Genomic DNA, 23,259 nt, shown 5'->3' with positions numbered 1-23,259 from the left:
AGGTCTAACTTTATTATTAATAAACTTTTATCTTTTAAAGGCTTCTATTATGCCCCTGATTAGGACGAGTATGGGTATGATCTCTAGTCTGCCAATCCACATATTAAATATTAAGGCTATTTTGGGGATTGTGGGGAGTGTGGCAGATGTTATGCCCATACTGAGTCCCACGTTTCCCTGTGCAGAGGCAACTTCAAAAAGTGAATTTAGTGGTTCATACCCATATAATAGTAGGATTGACCAGCTTATAAACATGAAGACAAGATAGAGGTTTAGATAGGATCCGGCTTCTTTTATCTCTACATCGCCTATACTTTTGCCTGATATTTCCCTAGGGATGACTGAACCTTCAGGTGCGAGTATCCTGATTATCTCCCAGTAGATCCCCTTGATAATGGTTATTATCCTTAATAGTTTTATACCACCACCTGTGGAACCTGTAGCCATACCTATCATCATACATGCTATTAGGATTATTTTCACGTATGCTGGCCATGCTATCATTGTATTGGTGGGGCTGATGTTGAATCCTGTTGTGCTGAGACTTGACACTACATGGAAGATGCCTTCCATGGGGGCTAGCCTTCCAAGGTATATTATAAGGATCGAGAAGAGTATTATAAAGGTGATGGCAGCTTGGAGTTGAACATCCTTTAGGACGTTTTTTATATTCCCTTTTAGTAGTTGATAGTGGACTATGAAACTTGTACCCCCAAGGGTCATGAGGAGCATTGATATCAAGTATATTATGTTATTGTGGTAATATCCGATATTATCATTTTTTATGGAGAATCCTCCAGTGGAGAGGGCGGAAAAGGTGTGATTTACAGCGTCGAATACGGGCATTCCACTGATACAGTATAATATTATACCCATGATGGTGTATGTTATATAGATCCACCAGATCGTTTTAACAGTATTCACAATACTTGGCTTGATCCTCTCATCCCGGGCTTCTGACTTGTAAAGTCTTGACGCGGCAGTGCCTGGCCTAATAAGCACCCCAATAACTACTATAACCACCCCTAATCCGCCGATCCACTGTTCTAGGCTTCTTAGAAGTAGTATTGATTTTGGGAGTGATTGGACGTCTGAGAATATGCTAAGTCCTGTGGTCGTCCACCCTGACATGTTCTCAAAGGCGGCGTTTACAAGATCAATGTTAAGATATAACATTAGAATTAGTGCACCTATAAAGGTTGCCCAGAGCCATCCAAGGGATGCGATCATCATTCCATGCTTTAGCTTTATTATATCTCCACTAATAGGATACCTTTTGAGTATAATTCTGATCAGAGTCCCTGTAGCTATCGATAATAGCGAAGGAAAAATAAAGCTTGGATAATGTCCTTCATTGTATATGACCGCGACTATTATAGTTAATAAGACGATTATGCCCACGGCTTGCATTATTGTCCCTAGGAACTTTCCAACAATCAGAAAATCTCGTCTTCTAACATACCTCATCATATGAGAGATACGCCCAACTATATATAAATTTTTTCCAAAAAAAAAGAATAAAATTATGGAAAAAATATTTTAAAAGAGTAAGATTAAATTTTTATTCTTCTACTAATTCTGCGAATGCAAATTTTCTCCTGGTTGCGCTGATCCTTATTTTAACTTCGTCACCGACCTTCGCACCAGGGACGAATATCACGAAACCTTCGACGCGGGCGATTCCATCTCCATCCCGGCCTAGGTCCTCTATTTTAACCTTGTACTCTTCACCAACATTAACAGGTGCAGAGTAACTCTCTTTCCTATAATCTCCGAACAATTCATCACATCCTATGATATAGTGGGGTTTATTGCAAAATCTGAATCCTCATAAAAAAAATTAGGATCATAATTTTGCTCAAACCCTACCTTACAAAAGGTTTTATTTCATAGTATATAAAGTTATGGTCACTAACATCTAATTATGGGTGATGGGATATGATTGCTATAATGGCTGATTCACATGATAACATCCCGGTTATAAAAGAAGCGGTAGATTTTCTCAACCGTGAAAGGGTGGATATGGTATTACATGCAGGAGACCTAATATCACCCTTCACGGCTAAGGACTTTAATGAGCTTAAAATGCCATTTGAGGCCATATTCGGGAACAATGACGGGGAAAGAGATGGTCTAAGAGCCGCATATTCTAATATATGTGATTTAGATGAGTTTAAGGTTTTGGAAGTTGATGGTGTGAGTATAGCGATGATCCACGGCCACCAAGAAGAATTAGTTGATTGTCTTGCAAGATGCGGAAAATATGATGTGGTGGTGAGGGGTCACAGCCACCAAAGTAGTGTGGAAGAAAAAGGATCTTTGATAATAGACCCCGGGGAATTATGTGGCTATGTCTCGGGGAAAAAAACATTCATACTCTTGGATTTGGATGATCTAAGCCATGAATTAGTCGAGTTATGATAAAAATGAAACATAAGGGTCTGCTCTTACTCCTGGTAGGGGTTGCTATCATAGCCCTAATGATATACTTTGTAGGACCTGCAGATATCGCCAAGGACCTTGAGAGAGCAGACCCATTTTATTTAATATTAGCAGTGATTATACAGTTTGTAACATTTGGCCTTTTCACCCTTAGATGGTCGATAACCACCCGAGCAGTTGGTATTAACATCAAGAAGAGGCATCTTCTCCCAATGTTACTTGTTGGCATGGCAATAAACAATTTAACACCCAGTGCGAGGGGTGGTGGGGAACCTGTAAGAGCCTATATTCTAGGAAAGTATTCCAGTACATCAATAGAATCCGCACTAGCCACAGTAATAGCGGATAGGGGACTTGACACATTCCCATTCATAGTATTGGCAATCATCACAATAGTATCGATGATATTATATTTTGATCTCTCCCCAATCTGGATAATATCCCTTATAACGGCTGTTATCATAATAATAGTATTTGTGTTGGCATTGTATGTCTCGATTGATGACGGGGCTGGTGAAAAATTCACAAACTGGATAATTAACATTTTAAAGTTTTTCTATAAAAAGGGTTATAAGAAATGGAGTTCAAAAATAAAAAATGCTATCATGGAATTCCAAGACTCCATGCGCCTCATGTTAAAGAATAGGCAAGTTTTTGTCTATGGTATACCATTATCATTCTCGCTCTGGTTCTTAGAGATTCTAAGGGTTTACTTTATATTCTGTGCATTCGGGGCCAATGTTACAATGATAGTAATAGCAGAAGTATTCATTGTAGCGACATTGATTGGGATGATACCATTGCTTCCAGGTGGCCTAGGGGCCATTGAGGGTATGATGATAATATTATATTCTATGGCTGGCATTTCACCATCCATAAGTGCGGCTGTAACTGTGGTTGAACGTTTAATCTCATTTTGGATGACATCTATCCTCGGGGTCGCATGCTTACCATACTTCGGGGCGCCAGTGGTGAAAAAATTATCAGAAAAATTATAAAAGGGAAAGATACTAATGTGTCTATATAAAAAATCCTAGAACTGGGTGATGTATTATGGAAATAAATGGAGTCGAGATAGAAGACACATTTGCAGAAGCCTTCGATATTAAAGTTTCAAGGGTTCTTGTCACAGCGGCAACCAAAAAACTTGCGAAGATAGCCGCTACAGAGGCAACAGGCTATGGAACATCTGTTATAGGATGTTCGGCCGAGGCAGGTATAGACTCATATATACCACCAGGGGAGTCACCTGATGGGAGACCAGGATACACTATAATGATATGCAATCCTACAAAGAAGGGTCTAGACCATGAACTACTTGAGAGGATAGGGATGGGTATACTCACAGCACCAACAACTGCGGTATTCGATGCACTGGAGGACCCTGATGAAAAATTGAATGTGGGATTCAAATTAAAATTCTTTGGGGACGGTTATGAGAAGGATCTTGAAATAGCCGGTAGGAAGATTCATTCCATTCCTATAATGTCTGGCGATTTCCTAATCGAAAGCGACCTAGGAATAAAAGATGGCGTTGCTGGTGGAAACTTTTTCATATTAGGTGACAGTCAAGGATCAGCACTATTAGCAGCGCAGGCAGCAGTTGATGCGATAAGTGCTGTTGAGGGTGTGATAACACCATTCCCTGGTGGAGTAGTTGCTTCAGGATCCAAGGTCGGGTCTAACAAGTATAAATTCCTTGACGCTTCCACGAATGAGAAGATGTGCGTCACATTAAAAGACGAGGTCGAGGGCAGCCAGATACCAGCGGATGTAAACGGAGTCTATGAGATAGTCATTGATGGTGTCGACGAAGAAGCCGTAAAGGAGGCTACAAGGGCTGGTATAGAAGCAGCGTGTAAAGTGCCAGGTGTCAAGAAGATCAGTGCAGGAAACTATGGTGGAAAACTTGGAGCCTATCAGATAAAACTCCATGAACTATTCTAGTCTATACAGAACTTCTCAATCATTTCTTTTTCTATAATATCCCATACTTCATCCTCTGAAAGATTCACGCCTAAAAGCAGACCCTTCTTTTTTAATTCAGTTTCTATTTTCTTGATGATCTTCACATCCGGGGCTGCCACTGTATGTGAATGTATATTACGGGATATTTTATAAAGTGCTGTGAGAGATCTTCTAGCATCCGGATTTTCAAGTTCCTTTTCACAACTTCTAAGATCCTCAAAATTTTTAATGTTCAGTTTCCTTGTTACAATTTGCTTTACCCCAGGGAGATAATGGGATGAGTCAAGTATCCTACCACCATTTTCCACTATTATCCTCTTATCATCAACGACTCCAACATCATGTTTTACTAGGATCTGAGCAACCCTACCAGATCTTTGGATGAGATCTTTTATCTCCTTTTGACTGAGATTAACACCTAGGAGGAATCCGCACTCTTTGAGCTCATCTTCCACCTTTTCAAGGCTTTTTGTATCAGGCGCTGAAATACGGTGGCTGTGCACGCCCCCACCCGAGAGCATGTAAAGTCTGTCAAGGGCTTCATACTTTGAAGGATTATTTTTCAAAGCTTCAACGAATCTTTCCACGTCTTCTATGTCATCTACGTGTATTTCCCGTTTTAATGGTTCTCTGAAGCCTGGTAGATAATATTCTATGTCTTCAAGGGTGCAACCATTCTTTATTATGACCTCTGCTTCCTTTTTTATATCCTCAACACCATGGTTTTCTACTATTGTCATTTCTGGTTTTATTATGACCTCCACGAGGCGGCCATGTTTACGTGCTACTTCTTTTATTTCATCCTCTGAAAGGTTCACTCCTAGTAGTAATCCTTCCTCTTCTAATTCCTTGACCACTTTTTCCATGGTTTTTTTATCGGGTCCTGAAATCCAGTGGGAGTGTATGCCACTCACCGACTCATAGATCCTTTCAAGGGATCTTCGTCGGTGAACATCCTCTTCGAGACTTTTTAGGAACTTTTCTAATTGTCTTCTTCTTGAAACTTCAACTTTCCGTATGAGGGGCCTTTTAAATTCTGGGAGATGATATTCTATGTCTTCGATGGTGCAACCATTCTTTATTATGATCTCAGTTTCCTTTTCTATGTCCTTGACTTCATGTTTTACAGTTATCTTCACCATTGTGGGTTCCATGGCCGCGAAATAAATGTCTTCTCCCCCACTTATCTCTGGGGAGATGACACGGTTAGCCCCTGCCCTGTATAATCTCTTTATGTTTTCTCTTTTACTTGCCCTTGTAACTATCCATATATCAGGGTTGAGCTCCCTTGAGGTGAGCGTAATAAAGAGATTATCCACATCATCACCAGTTGTTATGATGATGCCCCTCGCCCTCTTAATCCCGGCATCTTTTAATAGTTCCTCATCTGTGGCATCACCTGGGATCGCGAGGATGTTAGGGTCCTCCCATAATTCTTTTTCAACGAGCGTCCTATCCTTTTCGATTATGATAACTTTATGGTTCCTCTTTCTCAATTCTTTAAATGTGGCTGATCCAACCCTGCCAAAACCACATAATATAAAATGGTTTTGCATAGCCCTCATAATCCTACGGATCTTTGCACCAGAGATTGTTTCTTCTAATGTCATGGCAACCACCGCCACACCGACACTAAAAACATATGCTATAAGACCTACACCACCAAGTGCCAAGGTCACGCTGAAAAGTTTCTGTCCAATGGTATGGGGTACGATGTCTCCATAGCCTACAGTCGCGAGCGTGACTATGGTAAAATAGATGGCATCATAGAAGCTGAGGCCCATAATAAAAAGAGAACCTATGATGCCATATATGAGTAATATTATGAGTGCTAATATCCCATAATAGAATATGGATGTTGGTACGGTCTGTATGTATTCGACAGCAGATTCCCATCGTGAAATCTTAGGTTCTTGTGGAGGCATGGGACAAAACCTCAAATGAAAAACTTAATCCTCTTTAAAACTATTATATCACTATTAATGAATATAACCCTTTTTAGGATGTTGATAAATATGAGGCCTATTGACATGATGGTCACGGATTTAAATGCAGAATATCTTGGAATCCCCCGACTTTCATTAATGGAGAATGCTGGGAAGGCTGTTGCTCAACAAGTGAATAAAATAGTGGATAGTGGACGTGTAACAATCTTTGCAGGTACCGGGGGCAATGGGGGTGATGGTTTTGTGGCTGCACGACACCTTCTAAACATGGGCTTTAAAGTGGAGGTTATACTATTAGCCCACCCTTCAAAGATAAGATCAAAGGAGGCTAAAAAAAACTGGGAAGTCCTAGAGAAGATGAGGATTTCCCCAGCCCCCTTGGAGCTTAGAATAATTGAGGATTCATCCCAACTTGAACCACCATATAGTGCTGTGATAGTTGACGCTATCCTAGGTACAGGCATAAAGGGGAGGTTAAGAGAGCCTATAAGATCAGCCATAAAAATCATGAACGAATCTGAAGCGCTTAAAATCGCTGTAGACATTCCAAGTGGTGTAGATCCTGGAACAGGGGAAGTATTAGATGTTGCGGTTGAGGCAGATTATACTGTGACATTCCATAGGATAAAAGATGGCCTAAAAATGGCGGATCCCACATTCACAGGGGAGATAATAGTATCTGATATTGGGATACCTATTATTTGTGAAGTATTCACAGGACCGGGAGATCTTCTAAGATTACCCAAGAGGAAAGGCTCAAGTCATAAAGGAGAAAACGGCAGAATACTAATAGTAGGGGGGAGTGCTAAATATGCTGGGGCTCCTGCACTTGCAGGTTTAGCCGCTCTCAAAGCCGGCGCAGATATTGTGACAATCGCATGCTCAGAGTCTGCCATGCTCCCTATAAAATCATATTCACCAGACCTCATCGTCAAAGGATTCCCAGGAGACCACATTAACCCCAGAATGATAAAAAAAGCGCTTAAAATAATAGAGAGGGTTGATTGCATCCTAATAGGCTGCGGAGGAGGCTTAGAACCCGATACAGGGGATGCGTTCAACCTCCTCGTCCAGGAAATCATGAAAATGGAAAAACCCCTTGTAATAGATGCTGACGGACTAAAACTAATAAAAAAGGACACCATCAAAGATTACCCTAATCTTATTATAACACCACATGAGGGAGAATTCAGAGAATTCTTTTCACTAAAATCTCCAATTATCATCGAAGATTTTAAAGAGAAAGTCACAGCCTACCATTCAATAGCAAATAATATAAAGGGAGTTGTATTGTTAAAAGGGCCAGTTGACATGATATTCCAAGGCGAAAAAGTGCGATTAAACAGTACAGGGACTCCAGGGATGACAGTAGGCGGTACTGGGGATTGTCTTGCAGGTATCACAGCATCCTTATGGGCCCAAGGATTAACACCAATGGATGCAGCTGCACTGGCAGCTTTCATAAATGGTAGAGCAGGGGAAATGGCTGAAAAAGAATATGGTTATGGTTTCACAGCTTCTGAGATGATCAATTTCATCCCCAAGGCCATGTCTATTCCCACCATAACTTCTGGTATAACCTAGCCTGTAACCCATAATTTTTAACCATACCCTTCATTTCCCGCTGATCAAAGCTTTTATCCTCAAATGAGACAATCTTTTCACTATACAAGCTGTAAGGTGATTCCCTTCCAATGATTCTCATATTACCCTTATGTAATTTCACATTAACTCTACCTGTAACACGACGTTGCATATGGTCAATGGCCTTGTCAAGATCCTCCCTAAGGGGTTCATGCCACAAACCATTATATACCAATTCTGAGTAAATGCCACTTATCATATCCGCAAATTTAAGCTCATTCCTAGTTAGTGTTAACTGTTCAAGGGCCTTGTGAGCCTCTATTAGGAGCAGAGCAGCTGGCGTCTCATAGACTTCACGGCTTTTCATTCCTATAATACGATCTTCTATTATGTCTACTCGGCCGATCCCATGTTCTCCCGCGATAAAATTAGCCTTCTTTATAAGTTCAACAGGTTCCATTTCTTCTCCATTAATCTCCTGGGGGATTCCATCCCTGAATCCTATCTGGATAATCTCAGGATCATCTGGGGTTTCATCTGGTGCTTTTGTCCAACTAAAGGCATCCTCTGGGGGTTCCATTATAGGATCTTCTAGTATGTCCCCTTCAATGGCCCTTCCCCATAAATTTTCATCTATACTATATTGTTTCTTTGGTGGTAATGGTATTCCACAAGACTTTGCATACTCTATTTCCTCGGATCTTGTAAGGTTAAGATCTCTTATGGGTGCTATAACATCACAGTCACACATGGACCTTATAATGGCCTCGAATCTGAACTGGTCATTCCCTTTGCCAGTGCAACCATGGGCTATCGCGGATGCTCCTTCCTCCTCGGCAACTTCAACTATCTTAGTGGCTATAAGCGGCCTTGCAAGGGCTGTGCTTAACGGGTAGCCTTCATATGATGCGTTGGCTTTTATGGCCCTGAAAATGTAATCTTCTGCAAATTCTTCCCTTGCATCTATCGTATAATGTTTATAATTGCCTAGTTCCTTGGAGACTTGGGCTGGTCTTTTGATTTCTTCACGTGGTTGTCCCACATCTACGCATGCCGTGATAACCTCCATGTTATACTTTTCTTCGAGTAACTTGATACATACTGATGTGTCAAGGCCTCCACTAAATGCAAGGACAACTTTATCCATTAGATCACCCTAGATTTTTTTTGTAGAGGTGAGTCTGTCGTTAGTATGATATTATATTTTATGGGCCTAACAATATTTTTATGTGGGTGTGGATGGTGTTAGACCCACTAGATATTAAAATTATATATAGGGGCTCAGGCGGCCATTTGGAGAAGAATGTTATTATGGGGGAGTATCTTAGGGTTAATCCCTCATTTAAGGGATTATTTGAGTATTCTAGGAGGGGAACTCCCTTCGTGGCTTTGGGAGAGGGAAGACCCCGTGTCATGATAACTGCAGGTGTTCATGGTAATGAGATTCCACCGCAGCTTGCAACTCTTGAACTTATTAAGTCTCTTGCTCCTTTAGATATTACTGGGACAGTATATATTATACCATTTGCCGCGCCATGGTCGACTATGAATAATACTCGCTGGTTCAAGGGTGTTGATCTTAACCGTTCTTCCCATGCTCCGGGTTCTGTGACAAATACTATATTTAAGGTTGCTGTTGATTTGAATGTGGATGCTCTTGGAGATTTCCATTCAACCGCGCCAAGGAGTAACCCTGGGCGGGAGAGTGTCTTCTGTTCCAAGAAACCTTGTAGGAGAAGTTATCTAATAGCAAAGTATATAAGTAGAATGGGCTCATCAGATGTTATAGTTTATGAGAATGCGGCTTCACATTATAAAGGCGCTCTTGAGGATGAATGCAATCTTGCTGGTGTAGGCGCGGTTACTTGTGAGGTTGTGTCGAAGAATGGTTCATTAACCCTTGGAAGCCTTGAAAGGTCGCTCCTTCAAATGAAAGCCTTCCTCAAATACTTTAATATAATCTAGTGATTGCCATGTCCTCTTATAAAAAGCATGTGATATTTTCTTTAGTGTTTGCTTTACCATTCTTTTTCCAGAACATATTTGCCCTTGCACTTAGCGTTTTAGGGTCTTCAATTCCAGACTTGGATCATCCAATTAAAGGTAGGAGAGTTTCACTCATATTCCTTATTGGAGTTTTAATTTTGATAATTTTTTATTTGCTTGGCCTGCCATATCTCATTGGGGTTCTTTTGATGATTTTGGCGATGATATTTTATTTTTCGAGGCATAGGGGTTTTAGCCATTCAATACTTGGCATTTTTATTTTGTCAATTTTACTGACACTTCTTGTTATAAGTTCTTATTTTCTTTTCAGGGATTTTGGGGCTGATGAAAGGGAATCCCTCGCCTTGATATTGGCCTTTTCAGGGTTAATGTTCATTAACAGGAAAATATTAATCCCATTCACGCTTCTAGGCATTTTAGGTGTTTTGTTCACACCGTTTCCTGGTTTGAACCTTTATAATATCATGGGGCCGTTTTTACTAGGATTTGTAAGTCATGTTATCCTTGATTTATATACGCATAGTGGGGTTAAATTTTTAAGACCATTCTCAACCAGAACATTTAAAAAAGGCCTTGGCGGCTTTCTAATAATAATATGGATCATATGCGCAGGATATAGCATTATGCACACCTTTTTCTGATTCTCATCCTATTATTTGAGGTGGTGAAAAAAGATAAATAATAAAAACGTAGTTCATGGGCTCAATGAAAATATGAACATGCAATTTAAACAGAGGATTACTAGCGGCTCACTTGAATGTATAGCTCATATAAAGGTAAAAAGATGAAAGCAATAGTTGTGGGAACCGGGGCAGGAGGAGCGACAGCTGCACGTGAATTATCAGCCCAAGGCTTCAAAGTAACAATATTAGAGGCGGGAGGGACATTCAAGCCATTCAGAAGACTTTTATCATTGGCAACACCATTAAGAAAAACAGGCCTTTTAGGTGATGAAAGAATATTAGCCACATATTTCCTCCAATGAATGCCACACGTTCATCAAATGAACTTGTACTCTTAAGGGGCATGACAATGGGCGGCTCCACGGTACTTTCCTGTGGCAATATAGCGCGTGCTGAACACGGACTAAAAGAAATTGGACTTGACCTCACACCAGAATTTGAAGAAATTGAAGAAAGTATTGGTATAAGAGAATTTTCAAGGGAAAAATGGAGGCCAATAACAAAGAAAATGTTTGAAGTTGCAGAAGAACTCGGATTGAAACCAAAACTTGTAAACAAGGCTATAGACCCTGAAAAGTGCATATGTTGTGGATTATGCGAGCTTGGATGCGCTAATGGCGCGAAATGGGACTCTAGAAATTTTTTAGATGATGCGATTCGTGGAGGCGCCATAATACATACATCATCACCAGTTAAAAAACTTATAGTAGAAAATGGAACTGTTAAAGGAGTTAAATTGAAATCAAGGTTCAAATCAAAAACTTTAAAAGCAGATATTGTGGTTTTAGCTGCTGGAGGAATAGGCACGGCCCAGATACTGAAGGCATCAGGTTTACCTGCCAAAGACAATTTATGGGTTGACATCGTCCTTACATTAGGGGGTGTTCTTAAAGGGGCTAATCAGCTCAAGGAACCTCCAATGGCATGGTATACAAAACATGAGGATTATATCCTTTCCCCATATTTTGATATTCTCTCCCACTGGTTCCATAAACCATGGAGAGGCGTTCATATAACCGATAGAGTTGGCATGATGGTAAAACTTGCCGATATAGAGAAAGGAACAGTCTTTGCAGATGGAAAAGTGGAAAAAATTATAAAAAGGGAGGATAATCTGCGCCTAGATAAGGCAATTAATGAAGCCGCAAAAATCATGGAATCAGCAGGGGTTTCAGGCCCATATATTAAGGGGATGTATAATGGTGGGCACCTTGGAGGTACTGTTCCTCTTAAGGCTGAAGATGTGGATTCAATGAAGCCTTCATGGTTGCCTAGAAGGTTATGGGTGGCCGATCTTTCATTAGCACCTCGTTCACAAGGTTTACCCACAATATTGCTCGCCGCAGCCCTTGCACTTAAAGTATCAAGAAAAAATAATAGAACGTTGGAAAGGAAAATAAACATTCTATTGGATGATCAGAAGAAATTTGTCCGGGTAAATTCGTTCAAATTTATATAATTTTTCATGGTTCTTTGATCAGTAAAATACGGTTGAAATTGTACAATATTCTGTGTTTGTGGATACATTTTTGAAATTATAGGGTCTAGAGGGTTTGATTGGTTTTTTTGTTAAATTTTCACGGGCCAGTGGCGAATATTTTCACATTATCTGGGATTTTGTAAACGTTCATTCAAGGATATTGAAAAAGATTATAAACTTTCCAATTTGGATTAATGGGGGTTATATTAGGTGTGTGGAAGATCCAGCATATAGAACTTTCTAGATTATATATATTGGAATTTATAGGATGTTACAAAAAGAGTTACTTTTAAAAATTCTTTTGTTAGGTAAAAGATAGAAAAATTTATATTATCATAAATAATCATGTTAATTATCGGATTAGTTAGGAGTAAAGACAATGTCCATAGCAAGAATCGGTTATGGAATCGCCTACTTCATCATATTAATATACAATATCCTTAAATCAGCCCTAAACGTGGCTAAAATGGTCTTAACAGGGAATATAAAACCGGTAGTGGTTGAAATTGAAACAATACTAGAGCGTCCAATATCACAGACCATACTCGCAAACAGCATAACACTAACACCTGGAACACTATCAATAGATCTCGATTCAGAAAAAAGACTACTAAAAGTCGCCACAATAATACCAAAAGAAAAAAAGGAAATAATACCATTTGAATCTTACATCAAAAAAATGCTCGAATAAGAGGGGGGGAAAATGAACCTACTCCTAATCTCAGAATATATTCTACTCGCATCCCTCGCAATATTCATAATAGCAGCTGTCAGAATAGCAACAAGAAAAACAATAGCAATGGGCCTTGTAGGAGTTTCAGCATTAACTATCGCAGTGGCAACAATACTCATACTCATAAATAAAATCCATGGTATAGGATTCTGCCGAGACATTGCCTATGCACTCGTACTACTCGGACCCGTAGGCACAATAGCATTTGCAAAGGTCCTAAAGGGGTGAATAAGATTGAATCCCATAATAATAATCAGATCAGCCATACTATTAATCTCATCAATCCTATTATTGATAAGCGCCGCAGGCATCCTAAGATTCAAGGATAACATCCCAAGGGTACTATACGCAAGAATACACATCCTCGGCGTGGCCGATATCGCATGTATCATCGCCCTTTTAACATTATATGAGCCACTTCTCGCAATCACATACTTCATATTAGCACCATTCGCAGCCCATGCAATCGCAAACGCATACTATTATGGAGAGGAGGACCATGATTGAATACTTGATAATGATCATAATAGTACTAGGAGCTATATTAGCATTGATCCAAAGGGACCTTCTAAAGGCAGCTATATTGACAGGTGTCCCAGGAGCGTCCATGGCATTCCTTTACCAGTTTCTACTCGCCCCGGATGTCGCATTGACACAAGCAATCGTAGGATCCGCAATAATACCGGTATTCTTCGCACTCGCAGTCTATAAGACAAGGAGGATGGAGGAATGATACCAGTACAATTAGCATCATTCTTCACAGCAGCAAGCCTAATCCTAATCGGGATTATAGGCGTCTTCTTCATTGACAACCTCATAAAGAAGGTGATAGCACTCTCATTTATAAGTGACGGTGTTAACCTTTTCCTGGTGACCCTAGGCTACAAGCCCGGTGGCATAGTATATATTCACATGCCAGGAATGCCAAGTTCATGGTTTGCCCAGAACGCATCATATCCCTTGCCATTTGCTCTCGTACTTACAAGTATAGTTATCGGTGCAAGCACCCTAGCAGTCATGCTAGCTATAATAATCGTATTATACCATAGACATGGTAGCCTTTCATCAAAAATACTTGAAGACTAAAAGGAGAGGATTAGCATATGAAATCCCTTATTGCCCTGATGGTGATACTACCAATCCTATGCGGTCTACTCTTGAACCTACTCCATAAAAAGGATAGAACAATCAAAATATTAGCATTGACCGTTGCGATAGTACTCCCAATAATCCCTTTAATCGCAAGTTATGGAGCCTATTATTTTGGAGGATACCCACCAATCGTGGAAAACCCCACCCTTGCAAAGTATCTGCCAGCATATATTACAGGATCGTATTTAGCCAAATTCCACCCCGCGATAACCTACATCTTCAACAGCGCCCAGAGAATATTCATCTTCATACTTGGAATCGTAGCTTTCCTCGCGATCTTCACATCACTAAACGAGGTTAAAAGACCATCAGGGGTCTACTCCTTCCTAATGTTCATGGCCACCGCAGCTGTAACAGCTATTATATTGGCAGATGACATATTCAACTTGTATGTTTTCTTTGAGATAGCTGCAATTTCACAAGCAGGCATAATACTCTCTTCCAATATCAAGGGAAGTTATAAAATGGCCCTAAGGTACCTTTTCCTTGGAGGTGTTGCAGCGCCAATGCTGCTCTTGGGCGTGGCCCTACTATTAGGTGCTATAGGGAATGTTAACATATCAGACATGATATTCGCCATGAAGAACGGGCTAATAGACCAGAGTAATCCAATATTTTTAACAGCTGCGGGACTAATATTCTTTGGATGGCTTTATGGGTCAGGCTTGCCACCATTCCACACAATAAAGTCAGGATTGTACAGTAAGGCCCTTCCACATGCAGCCTCCCTCATCCAAGCATTCTCAGTATTCACCCTTGTAGCCTTGGGCGTGATCATACTCAGATTATTCTACTATATCCCAGTTGTGAGATGGGCTATTATCATATTTTCTATTGCAGCCATGGCCCTTGGTATTAGCATGGCCATCATGCAGACAGACTTCAAACGTTTGATAGGTTTCCTTGCAGTTGGAGAATTAGGCTATATTGGGATAGGACTGGGATTAGGGACTGCTATGAGCATAACAGCAGGTCTTTTCCAGGCAGTGAACGAGGCCATAGTAACTGCTTGCCTTTTCTTAGGCTTTGGGACAATACTCTACCAGACGGGTACAAGTGAAATAGATAAACTGGGAGGTCTTTTAAAGTATAAACCTGGCGTGGCCGGGCTCATGATTTTGGCAGGTTTTATAATGGCTGGCATACCACCATTTAATGTCTTCCAGAGCAAATTGATGCTCATAGAATCTGCTATAAGCGCTGGGTTCCCTGAACTTGCCATTATAATGATATTGTTGAGTATAATTACATTCATGACCTTTATGAAGGCATACTATTCAATCTATTTGAAACCGGAGCCAATGGGACTTGAAGTTAAAACTGAGAGGATACCCTCTTCCACGATATTTTCCATGATAATATTGTTGGTGATCTGCACAATCCTTGGTATTCTCCCACAACTTGCAACTTCACAATTTGGGAGCATAATCCATGCACTCATGCTATGATGAGAGGAGGAGATCATGACATTATATGATAGTATAATCGAGAAGATAAGGGAGATAGAAGAGAAGACTAAGAAGGAGGCGCGAGTAACGAATATATCCACCTCTGCTGTCTTAACAGCTGAACTCACCATTGTATCCACGATATTCCTAGTGATATTGATGATAAGGAAAGTGAATATTTACATAATGGTCCTTGTCCTTTTATTAATGGGGTTCATGTTAATTTCAATGACCCCTATTACGGTTATCCTACGGAGAGAGCAAACTGATTCATTCCATAAAATGATATTCTATGTCATTTTAACCTTCGGAGTTTTAATAACATTACTCTACTGGGGGAATATAAATGTCTGAAGGGATTAGAAGCCTTATAGTAACATTCTCATTAGTTATCTTCGGGGTCACGCTTTTTGACACCATAATAGGCCTTTATAAAGTCCTTAATCCGGGTATAAGTTGGATATACAATTATGTAGGTACAAGGATAGCCCCCAACATGGTTACAATTGTTGTGTTCGATTGGAGAGGATATGATACCTTAGGTGAAGCTCTAATATTAGTTACAGCGGTTATTGTAACATTACTCATCTTTGGAAGAGGGAAAGTAGAACTTGGAGGGAAATAGGTATGAGCACCATACTTAAAATATTCGCATTCCCAGCATCAATACTCATAATATGTCTTGGAATTTCAACAATATTAGGGGGTCATATAACCCCTGGAGGAGGTTTCCAGGGTGGTGCGATCATAGCAGCAGGATTCATATTCTGTGCGATAGTCTATGGATCTGAGAAGACACCATTCAAATTCACGCACAGATTCATGGCAGCATTAGAGAGTATAGGGGCCATAGGCTACATAATCCTAGGATTGGTCGGAATCCTATTTTCAGGTTACTTCCTCTACAATATAGGAGTGGACTTGTATAATCTCTTACCGGGTGTAAGTAGTGTTTTCAATTATCCTGACGCGGTACATGCGGGTATAATACCATACTTGAACATATTAATAGGATTGAAGGTGCTGGTGGGTTTAAGCGCTGTTGTTATAACCTTCCTAGAATTTAAAGGAGAATAAGGTGGAAACAAATGTTGTACGCTGGTCCGAGCCTTTTCGGATTCCTAATAGGTTTCATCCTCGGAACAAGAATAAAAGAAGATGAAGAACTGAGATTTCCCCTATCATCTTATATTGTGATCTTAATAGCTGCAATTTTAATGGCATGGCAGCTAGGCCCATTCCCATACTATCATGATCTGCCATTAGCAAGCGGTTTCATAGCAGCATTCATTGGTATAATAGCAGGGAGGATCATAAGAGGCTAGACGGAGAGTAGGATCATGTTCATCACAACAGCAAAATGTGAAGGGATAGGCGAATGTGTAAAGGCGTGTCCAACAGATGCTATAAGATTAATTGATGGGAAAGCATTCAGCTGCATCACTTGTGGTGCATGCGCTGATGAATGCCCGAATAAGGCAATACAACAAAATAAGTATGGTGGATTCGTTGTTGACAGGGCAAAATGTAACCTATGTGGTATATGCGAATACATATGCCCAGTTAACAGTATAAAAATAGAAGACGATACAGTGAAGGGTATATGTGCCAGGTGCGGATTATGTGAAGAGGCTTGTCCTGTTAACGCGCGCATAGACGCATTCGACCTCATAGAAGAACGTCAACTAAAGTTCCTCGAGGCCCTAGATTTTGCTGTTAAAATACCCAAAAAGCGAAAACCCCTAAAAAAGGAGGTTAAAAGGACAAACGTGATAACAGACCCCGAAGAATGCATCAAATGTAGAAGATGCCAATATTATTGTCCCACAGGAGCCATAATTGTAGATTTGGAAGAAGAAGGCTTCTGTAGTGAATGTAGAATATGTGAGGATGTTTGCCCAGTTGGGGCTATAAAGGACACAACCATAGACCCTGAAAAGTGTACATTATGCCTCAAATGCATGGAAGAATGCCCAAACAATGCAATCTATACTGATGATTTCACTGTCAAAATAAGGAAACCCGAAAAAGAACTAGAAGGGGTAATAGTTTCTTGTCTAAATTGTGGATTATGTGCAAGTGCATGTGAAACCGGCGCCCTTAGAATGATAGATGGTAAAATGCGCTATGATCCATCATTATGTGAAGAATGCGAAGAAAAACCATGCTTAGATGCCTGCCCAGTAGGCACCCTCAGACTCGGATCTGATGGAAGACTAAAAGGATATTGCGTATCTTGTGGAAAATGTGTAGAATCTTGTGACATTTATGAAGCACGAAGCTTCCAAGAAGTTAAATGGGACGGTACGGTATCTGAAGATTGTATATCCTGCGGTACCTGTGCAGAGGTCTGTCCAAAGGATACTATAACCCTTAAGAAGGGTTCCATCGAAGTAGACTTCGATAGATGCATATTATGCGAAAAATGTGGGATACATTGCCCCACAGACGCCATACCAAAAACCACAATGCGCAAAAAGTCAATAAAGGATGGATTCACCCTAATAGACGACAGATTATGTATAAAATGCGGTCTCTGTATGGAAACATGCCCAGAAGATGCTATAACAAAAACACCAGAGAATATAATGGTAGTGGATGAAGACAAGTGCATCTACTGCGGAGCATGCAACAACATATGCCCAGCCAAAGCCATACTATTCGAGAGAGAATTCAGCCTCTCCAAATAAAAGGAGGACCACACTATGAAAAACTTGTTAAGGATACTATTGGAAGGCGCCTACACCAACATCAAAAGGATATTCTTCGCCGCTGATAGGGTCACAGACATGGAACTTAGAAAGAAAATACTCACAGGAAAAGTTGAACCAACACCTAAAGTAGCTGAAACCCCATGTATTGGCTGTGGAGGATGCTCAAATGCTTGCCCCACAGGAGCCATCCAAATGAAGGACCTTGAAGAACCAATCGAAATAGCAGAAGGCCTCATAAAAAGGCAAATACCAACACTAGATTCTGAAAAGTGCGTCTACTGTTATTATTGTCATGATTTCTGCCCATTATATGCTCTATTCGGGGAACCTGGGACAATACACCCAAATGATGTGGGCATCGTAGAATTTGATGTTAAAGAAGCCATCGAAAAACCCGTTAAAATACCCGAAGAAAAACTGAAATTCATAACACAATTCCTCTCAGATAAAAGCATCATAGAACGTGAAAAAACTTCAAGGGAGTAGGGGGGAGTTTAATGGGAATCAAATCATATGCAAGGGCCAGAGCCATCCATGCAATGCTAGTATATACAGGTGGCTGCAATGGCTGCGACATAGAAATCGTGAATGCAGTGTTCTCCCCAAAATATGACGCTGAACAATATAAAATATTCCTAACATGGAATCCCAGGGAAGCAGATGTACTCATAGTAACAGGACCAGTAACCAAACAAAACAAAAAGCCATTAGAAGAGATTTATAAGGCAATACCCGAGCCAAAAATTGTCATAGCAGCGGGTGCATGCGCTCTCATGGGGGGCGTTTATAAGAACATCCATGGGGACATACCATCAGAAGAGATCGCTGGACCAGTTGAGGAAGTAATACCAGTAGATGCCAAAGTCCCAGGATGCGCAGTGAGACCAGAAGACGTATTAGCCGGCGCCATATCTGCACTACCAAAACTTCTAGAAGCCAAATAATCGTGAGGGGTGACAAAATTTGGATAGAAATATTATAGAAGCTGAGATCACAATGGGGACAGTCCATTCAGCAGCTATAGAACCATACCGCGTCAGACTCTTTGTGGAAGATGAGATAGTGAAGGATGCCGAGATAACAGTAGGCGTCAATCATAGAGGAGTGGAGCGTATAATGGAAGGTCTCCCCGTAGAGAAAGCTAACAGTCTCACAGAGAAAATATGTGGTATATGTTCTGGTGTTCACTTGTGGAATTCAGTCCTAGTCGCTGAGAAAGGATTAGAGATCGAAATACCTGAAAGGGCCAGTTATATAAGGATAATAGTAGGGGAACTTGAAAGGATACATAGCCACCTCCTATACTTGGCCCATGGTAACGAGGTCCTAGGACATGAAACATTTTCAATGAGATTATTTTATATAAGAGAGACTGTGATGGAACTTCTAAGGATGATAGGGGGCAACAGAGTCCAATATGGTGTTCCCATCATAGGTGGGATAAGGCCAAGGGCAGAATTAGATGAGATGAAAATCCAGAAAATAAGAGAAGGCCTAGATTACATAGAAGAAAAAGTGAAAGGGTTTGCAGATCGTTTCACCTCAGACCCCATGATAATGTCACGCATAACTGGGGTGTGTCCGCTTAGCAGAAAGGACGCCCTTAGACTAGCGGTAACAGGGCCGACTTTAAGGGCGACAGGGGTGGAATTTGACATGCGCAGGGAAATGGAATGCTATGACCCCTTTGAATTTGATATTATCACAGAAAATGATGGGGACGTGAAATCCAATCTCCTCGTCAGAGTCTTCGAAATCTTCGAATCTGTTAAGATAATAAGACAGGCCCTGGATAACCTCCCAGAGGGGGCTATCGTGGACAGAAGCTGGGAAATGCAGGACACTAATATAACAAAAAGTTATGTTGAAGCTCCAAGGGGCACATTATACCATTCTTATGCCCTCGAAGATGGTAGGGTTAGGAATGTTGTTATCAGAACACCTTCAATGGCTAATATAGGTGCCATGCAATATGCGCTTATAGGCCATCATATAACAGACGCCCAACTTGGGATAGTGCAATGCGATCCTTGCTTCACTTGTACAGATCGTGCAATAGAGATAGTCAATCTAAAAAGGTGATCATAATGGAATATTCTATAATAAGTGCCATTGGGACCATCATCATCGGATTCATAATCAGCCTATGGCTTCCCGGCCTTGAAAGGAAAATGATACATGCGCGAATCCAGCAGAGAATAGGCCCGCCAATTTCTAGTCCGGGTATAATGGCCCCATTGAAATTCTTCTTTAAACAAACCATAAGACCATATTCGCCATTGCCAAGATTATATAATTCATTACCACTTATCGGATTATTATCAGTGTTTCTTATTTTCTTATTCTCAGTCCCTGAAACTTATCATCTGGGGGCTCTTGCGAGTATAGTTGCAATTGTGGGTTTCTTGAAGATAGAGGAGGTTATATATGTTTTCATGGGGTCCCTTTCAAAGTCTGTCATGTCTCTTAGGATGCCATTCCCAGATCTTGCCAAGGGTGCTAAGCATCCTAATGTGCAGAGGAGCTTCCTAGAGGATATAAGTGCCATGAGAGCATTCAGATTAATAGCATTCGGGTCATTCCCATTATATATCGCAATGTTCATCCCAGTAGTCATCTCCAAGAGCATATTCCTAGGGGATATAGTGGCTTATCAGAAACTCCATGGTCCAATACTCTTCTCAGTAGCTGGTGTGATAGGGGCCATAGTATTCTTTTTAGGATACATGATACTTCTTAATGAGTATCCATTTGTCATCTTAAAGGCGAAGGCAGATGTCATCGAGGGCCCGTATATGGAGTATGCTGCTAAGTGGCGTGCATTAGTTTATATAATGAGGGGTTTTCTCATGTTCACACTTGCCATGCTATTCTCGGTATTGTTTTTGGGTGTGCCGCCAAGCATATTCAGTTGGGGCATACTTGTTAATATCCTGGTGGCGGTGTTGTTCCCCATGTTAATGGCTTCTTTCAGTGCTTTCGCCCCGATCTTCACATTTAAACAATTTTATCCTGTTACATTTGGGGTGACGATACTTGGGGTTGTAGCACTCTTGGCAGCATTCATATAAAAATGTAGGGGGGCTGATTATAGATGAAGATGGTTATAAGACCTCATCATATTATAAGCCTTGGAGGATATATAGTGGAATGGGATTTCCCATACAGGAATCTTATAGTTGTGAATCCAACTGATGAGCACATAAAGATAGAGGTCCCAGTCTTTGATGAGGAGTGGATTGAAGAGCACAGAAAACTTGGACTTAGAATAACCCCTGTGAGATATGAGGATAATTATCTCAGCCTATGGAAGAGGGAGAAATCCAAGTTAGAGTAAGGATATTATGGCTATAACGGCTATTAGTATAAAGACTGTTGAAAGGCCGGGTGTTCTCAGTGAGATAGCTGAAATGATAGCCCGGAAAGGTATAAATATAAGCTATGCTTATCTTTACGTGGAAGAGGATGGGATTGGCTCAATATACATGGAATTAGAAGATGTTAAGGATATAGAAGAGCTTATCACTGATTTAAGATCTTTTGAAAGCGTTTTGGATGTTGATGTTCACAGGCCACTTGAGGATATTTATGGAAAACGAATAATAATCATTGGGGGTGGGGCGCAGGTTTCACAAGTTGCCATGGGGGCTATAAGTGAGGCTGACAGACATAACATTAGGGGTGAGAGGATAAGCGTCGACACAATACCGCTTGTTGGGGAGAAAGAACTTGCAGAAGCTGTTAGGGCTGTTGGACGGCTCCCAAGGGTTGGCGCGCTGGTGCTTGCAGGTTCTCTTATGGGTGGTGAAATAAGCAAGGCAGTAGAAAAAATAAAAAGGGAACAGAATATTATTGTGATAAGTCTTAACATGCCTGGTAGTGTTACTGAAAAGGCGGATCTTGTAGTTACTGATCCTATACAAGCAGGTGTTATGGCTGTTATGGCCGTGGCTGATACTGCCATATTTGATATAAAGAAGGTGCGGGGTAGGAAGTTTTAGCTCATTTCTATGGCTCTTATAAGTTTACTTGCAGTGTTTTTTACTTCGGGATCTTTTATGTCTTTGCTTTCCCTTATTCGCAGGGCAAGTTCTAGTACTCTGGGGACGTCTGATGGTTTTATCTTTTCAGCCATTTCGAGGTAACTTTCCTCTTTTTCCTCTATTTTTACCTTCTTCTTTTCCATCAATTCTAGTAGGACTTTACATGTATTGAGGATATCTGGGTCGTCTATATTCTCACATTTTTTTAGAAGTTCTTCTTTCATTTTTTAATCACCGTAATAATATTATTATTTTCGTTTTATAAAAATCTTATAGTTTTTCTGGGCAGATATCATTGCAGTTGCATTTTTCACATTTTCGAGGGTTTAGATTTGCTGATGGTGCATGTTCTCCCATTAGAATCCCTTTTATTTCCCCTATTATGGTAAGGAGGTCTTCTCTAAGGGCTTGGTCTATGGTAACCGGTCTTCTTTCACCTACGAGGATGTAATCTACGAATCCTAGGAGGACTTCGCTTTTAAACTCTTTTTCTATTAATAGTGCATACGCGGCTACTTCCAGAGCGTCTGAATCCCAAACACCCTTATATGGTGGTAGTCCTGTTTTAATCTTAATTGGATGATATTTTCCCTTGATGATCTCAATCCTGTGAACATTCCCATAAAGTTCTAGACTATCATCATAGATCCTATAATTGCTTAGACTTGGATTTGCTATGAATCTTCTGATCTCATATCCATCTTTTCCGGTTACATCCATAAATCTTTTAATTTTTATTGACTCCACTTCAGCCTCCATTTCAAGGATCTTTTCAATTTCACTTGGAGGTGCTAATCTTTCAACTCCCCTTTTTAGAATATCTCTTATCTCATTAACTCCCATTCCTTTATGGATTAGTGGTAATACATCCCCTATCAGATCCTTAAAATCGTTATAGGCCCCCCTAATCAGTTTGATCTTTTGTATACTCCTTTCATCGACTTCCTCTATGTATAATTTGAAGGGACAGAAAAGATACTCTGATATCAAAGAAACCCTCATATTCATAAAAAGCACCACCATAATATTACAAAAATTAGGGTACTATTTAAACTTATC

Annotated in this window: 31 protein-coding genes; 25 read left to right on the top strand and 6 right to left on the bottom strand. The window is 40.5% G+C overall.

The features are described 5' to 3' along the window. Nucleotides 1–27: 27 nt before the first annotated feature. Both DPC56_RS02330 and DPC56_RS02325 read right to left on the bottom strand, forming a co-directional pair. Nucleotides 28–1,470, bottom strand: coding sequence for a TrkH family potassium uptake protein (locus tag DPC56_RS02330; RefSeq protein WP_112093460.1), 1,443 nt, complete (start codon nt 1,468–1,470; stop codon nt 28–30). Between the two features lie 91 nt (nt 1,471–1,561). Further along, on the bottom strand, nt 1,562–1,780 hold the full coding sequence (locus DPC56_RS02325; RefSeq protein WP_112093459.1) for a TRAM domain-containing protein: 219 nt from the start codon (nt 1,778–1,780) through the stop codon (nt 1,562–1,564). A gap of 158 nt (nt 1,781–1,938) precedes the next feature. Between DPC56_RS02325 and DPC56_RS02320 the strand changes: the two genes are divergently transcribed. Genes DPC56_RS02320 through fhcD form a run of 3 tightly spaced genes read left to right on the top strand, consistent with a single transcriptional unit; the run spans nt 1,939 to nt 4,389 of the window. Then, nucleotides 1,939–2,421, top strand: a complete 483-nt coding sequence (locus DPC56_RS02320) for a metallophosphoesterase (RefSeq protein ID WP_112093458.1) — start codon at nt 1,939–1,941, stop codon at nt 2,419–2,421. Nucleotides 2,422–2,426: 5 nt separating this feature from the next. Next, nucleotides 2,427–3,440 carry a UPF0104 family protein gene (locus DPC56_RS02315; RefSeq protein ID WP_112093536.1) on the top strand — a complete coding sequence of 338 codons (1,014 nt, stop codon included), beginning with the start codon at nt 2,427–2,429 and terminating at the stop codon, nt 3,438–3,440. Nucleotides 3,441–3,495: 55 nt separating this feature from the next. Next, nucleotides 3,496–4,389 carry a formylmethanofuran--tetrahydromethanopterin N-formyltransferase gene (gene fhcD, locus DPC56_RS02310; RefSeq protein ID WP_112093457.1) on the top strand — a complete coding sequence of 298 codons (894 nt, stop codon included), beginning with the start codon at nt 3,496–3,498 and terminating at the stop codon, nt 4,387–4,389. Here the strand turns inward: fhcD and DPC56_RS02305 are convergent. Further along, nucleotides 4,386–6,335 (bottom strand): 3H domain-containing protein, encoded by a 1,950-nt coding sequence (locus DPC56_RS02305; RefSeq protein WP_112093456.1) that lies wholly within the window; start codon nt 6,333–6,335, stop codon nt 4,386–4,388. The two genes, fhcD and DPC56_RS02305, sit on opposite strands and share 4 nt — an antisense overlap. A 57-nt stretch (nt 6,336–6,392) precedes the next feature. Between DPC56_RS02305 and DPC56_RS02300 the strand changes: the two genes are divergently transcribed. Continuing rightward, on the top strand, nt 6,393–7,940 hold the full coding sequence (locus DPC56_RS02300; RefSeq protein ID WP_245923837.1) for an NAD(P)H-hydrate dehydratase: 1,548 nt from the start codon (nt 6,393–6,395) through the stop codon (nt 7,938–7,940). On the opposite strand, the gene DPC56_RS02295 is transcribed toward DPC56_RS02300, so the two are convergent. Further along, nucleotides 7,909–9,087, bottom strand: a complete 1,179-nt coding sequence (locus DPC56_RS02295) for an argininosuccinate synthase (RefSeq protein ID WP_112093455.1) — start codon at nt 9,085–9,087, stop codon at nt 7,909–7,911. The genes DPC56_RS02300 and DPC56_RS02295 overlap by 32 nt on opposite strands. Nucleotides 9,088–9,167: 80 nt before the next feature. Between DPC56_RS02295 and DPC56_RS02290 the strand changes: the two genes are divergently transcribed. From DPC56_RS02290 to DPC56_RS02195, 21 genes are all read left to right on the top strand, one after another. Further along, nucleotides 9,168–9,905 carry a succinylglutamate desuccinylase/aspartoacylase family protein gene (locus DPC56_RS02290; protein ID WP_348638830.1) on the top strand — a complete coding sequence of 246 codons (738 nt, stop codon included), beginning with the start codon at nt 9,168–9,170 and terminating at the stop codon, nt 9,903–9,905. Between the two features lie 44 nt (nt 9,906–9,949). Then, the gene (locus tag DPC56_RS02285; RefSeq protein ID WP_245923836.1) at nt 9,950–10,588 is read left to right on the top strand and encodes a metal-dependent hydrolase; all 639 of its coding nucleotides are present in this window, start codon (nt 9,950–9,952) and stop codon (nt 10,586–10,588) included. A 143-nt stretch (nt 10,589–10,731) separates the two neighbouring features. Continuing rightward, nucleotides 10,732–10,932, top strand: a complete 201-nt coding sequence (locus DPC56_RS08390) for an NAD(P)-binding protein (RefSeq protein ID WP_245923834.1) — start codon at nt 10,732–10,734, stop codon at nt 10,930–10,932. Then, nucleotides 10,929–12,089, top strand: a complete 1,161-nt coding sequence (locus tag DPC56_RS02280) for a GMC family oxidoreductase N-terminal domain-containing protein (protein WP_245923833.1) — start codon at nt 10,929–10,931, stop codon at nt 12,087–12,089. The genes DPC56_RS08390 and DPC56_RS02280 overlap by 4 nt, the downstream gene beginning before the upstream one ends. Nucleotides 12,090–12,489: 400 nt before the next feature. Beyond that, the gene (locus tag DPC56_RS02275; RefSeq protein WP_112093452.1) at nt 12,490–12,801 is read left to right on the top strand and encodes a Na+/H+ antiporter subunit E; all 312 of its coding nucleotides are present in this window, start codon (nt 12,490–12,492) and stop codon (nt 12,799–12,801) included. A gap of 12 nt (nt 12,802–12,813) precedes the next feature. Next, complete coding sequence (locus DPC56_RS02270; RefSeq protein ID WP_112093451.1) at nt 12,814–13,071, top strand: monovalent cation/H+ antiporter complex subunit F; 258 nt, start codon at nt 12,814–12,816, stop codon at nt 13,069–13,071. Between the two features lie 6 nt (nt 13,072–13,077). Then, on the top strand, nt 13,078–13,350 hold the full coding sequence (locus DPC56_RS02265; RefSeq protein ID WP_112093450.1) for a monovalent cation/H(+) antiporter subunit G: 273 nt from the start codon (nt 13,078–13,080) through the stop codon (nt 13,348–13,350). Further along, the gene (locus DPC56_RS02260; protein WP_112093449.1) at nt 13,343–13,576 is read left to right on the top strand and encodes a DUF4040 domain-containing protein; all 234 of its coding nucleotides are present in this window, start codon (nt 13,343–13,345) and stop codon (nt 13,574–13,576) included. The genes DPC56_RS02265 and DPC56_RS02260 overlap by 8 nt, the downstream gene beginning before the upstream one ends. After that, nucleotides 13,573–13,929, top strand: a complete 357-nt coding sequence (locus tag DPC56_RS02255; protein ID WP_112093448.1) for a cation:proton antiporter subunit C — start codon at nt 13,573–13,575, stop codon at nt 13,927–13,929. The genes DPC56_RS02260 and DPC56_RS02255 overlap by 4 nt, the downstream gene beginning before the upstream one ends. A gap of 17 nt (nt 13,930–13,946) precedes the next feature. Next, nucleotides 13,947–15,443, top strand: coding sequence for an energy conserving hydrogenase EhbF (gene ehbF, locus DPC56_RS02250; RefSeq protein ID WP_112093447.1), 1,497 nt, complete (start codon nt 13,947–13,949; stop codon nt 15,441–15,443). A gap of 15 nt (nt 15,444–15,458) precedes the next feature. Beyond that, on the top strand, nt 15,459–15,797 hold the full coding sequence (locus DPC56_RS02245; protein WP_112093446.1) for an energy-converting hydrogenase B subunit G, EhbG: 339 nt from the start codon (nt 15,459–15,461) through the stop codon (nt 15,795–15,797). Next, complete coding sequence (locus tag DPC56_RS02240) at nt 15,790–16,068, top strand: EhbH (protein ID WP_112093445.1); 279 nt, start codon at nt 15,790–15,792, stop codon at nt 16,066–16,068. The genes DPC56_RS02245 and DPC56_RS02240 overlap by 8 nt, the downstream gene beginning before the upstream one ends. A 2-nt stretch (nt 16,069–16,070) precedes the next feature. Then, complete coding sequence (locus tag DPC56_RS02235; RefSeq protein WP_112093444.1) at nt 16,071–16,520, top strand: MnhB domain-containing protein; 450 nt, start codon at nt 16,071–16,073, stop codon at nt 16,518–16,520. Between the two features lie 11 nt (nt 16,521–16,531). Beyond that, nucleotides 16,532–16,768 carry an energy-converting hydrogenase B subunit J gene (locus DPC56_RS02230; RefSeq protein WP_112093443.1) on the top strand — a complete coding sequence of 79 codons (237 nt, stop codon included), beginning with the start codon at nt 16,532–16,534 and terminating at the stop codon, nt 16,766–16,768. Nucleotides 16,769–16,783: 15 nt separating this feature from the next. Further along, on the top strand, nt 16,784–18,133 hold the full coding sequence (locus tag DPC56_RS02225) for a 4Fe-4S binding protein (RefSeq protein WP_112093442.1): 1,350 nt from the start codon (nt 16,784–16,786) through the stop codon (nt 18,131–18,133). 15 nt (nt 18,134–18,148) lie between these two features. After that, complete coding sequence (locus DPC56_RS02220; RefSeq protein ID WP_112093441.1) at nt 18,149–18,643, top strand: 4Fe-4S binding protein; 495 nt, start codon at nt 18,149–18,151, stop codon at nt 18,641–18,643. An 11-nt stretch (nt 18,644–18,654) separates the two neighbouring features. Continuing rightward, a complete protein-coding gene (locus DPC56_RS02215; protein ID WP_112093440.1) occupies nt 18,655–19,101 on the top strand; it encodes an NADH-quinone oxidoreductase subunit B family protein in 447 nt (148 codons plus the stop codon). Between the two features lie 52 nt (nt 19,102–19,153). Continuing rightward, complete coding sequence (locus DPC56_RS02210) at nt 19,154–20,239, top strand: hydrogenase large subunit (protein ID WP_112093534.1); 1,086 nt, start codon at nt 19,154–19,156, stop codon at nt 20,237–20,239. 5 nt (nt 20,240–20,244) lie between these two features. After that, a complete protein-coding gene (locus DPC56_RS02205; RefSeq protein WP_245923830.1) occupies nt 20,245–21,228 on the top strand; it encodes a respiratory chain complex I subunit 1 family protein in 984 nt (327 codons plus the stop codon). Nucleotides 21,229–21,251: 23 nt separating this feature from the next. Then, nucleotides 21,252–21,494: an energy-converting hydrogenase B subunit P gene (locus DPC56_RS02200; RefSeq protein WP_112093439.1), complete on the top strand. Its 243-nt coding sequence runs from the start codon at nt 21,252–21,254 to the stop codon at nt 21,492–21,494. Nucleotides 21,495–21,501: 7 nt separating this feature from the next. Further along, entirely contained in the window at nt 21,502–22,158 is a 657-nt protein-coding gene (locus DPC56_RS02195) for a DUF5612 domain-containing protein (protein ID WP_112093438.1), read from the top strand. Here the strand turns inward: DPC56_RS02195 and DPC56_RS02190 are convergent. Together DPC56_RS02190 and DPC56_RS02185 are read right to left on the bottom strand one after the other, a co-directional pair. Further along, a complete protein-coding gene (locus tag DPC56_RS02190; protein WP_112093437.1) occupies nt 22,155–22,424 on the bottom strand; it encodes a hypothetical protein in 270 nt (89 codons plus the stop codon). The genes DPC56_RS02195 and DPC56_RS02190 overlap by 4 nt on opposite strands. A 46-nt stretch (nt 22,425–22,470) precedes the next feature. Then, nucleotides 22,471–23,208 (bottom strand): CRISPR-associated protein Cas4, encoded by a 738-nt coding sequence (locus tag DPC56_RS02185; protein WP_181454361.1) that lies wholly within the window; start codon nt 23,206–23,208, stop codon nt 22,471–22,473. Between the last annotated feature and the right edge of the window lie 51 nt (nt 23,209–23,259).

It is taken from the genome of Methanothermobacter tenebrarum, assembly GCF_003264935.1.
Lineage (GTDB): Archaea > Methanobacteriota > Methanobacteria > Methanobacteriales > DSM-23052 > Methanothermobacter_A > Methanothermobacter_A tenebrarum_A.
The sequence above is the reverse complement of the archived record's forward strand: the minus strand, read 5'-3'. Positions and strand labels throughout refer to the sequence as shown.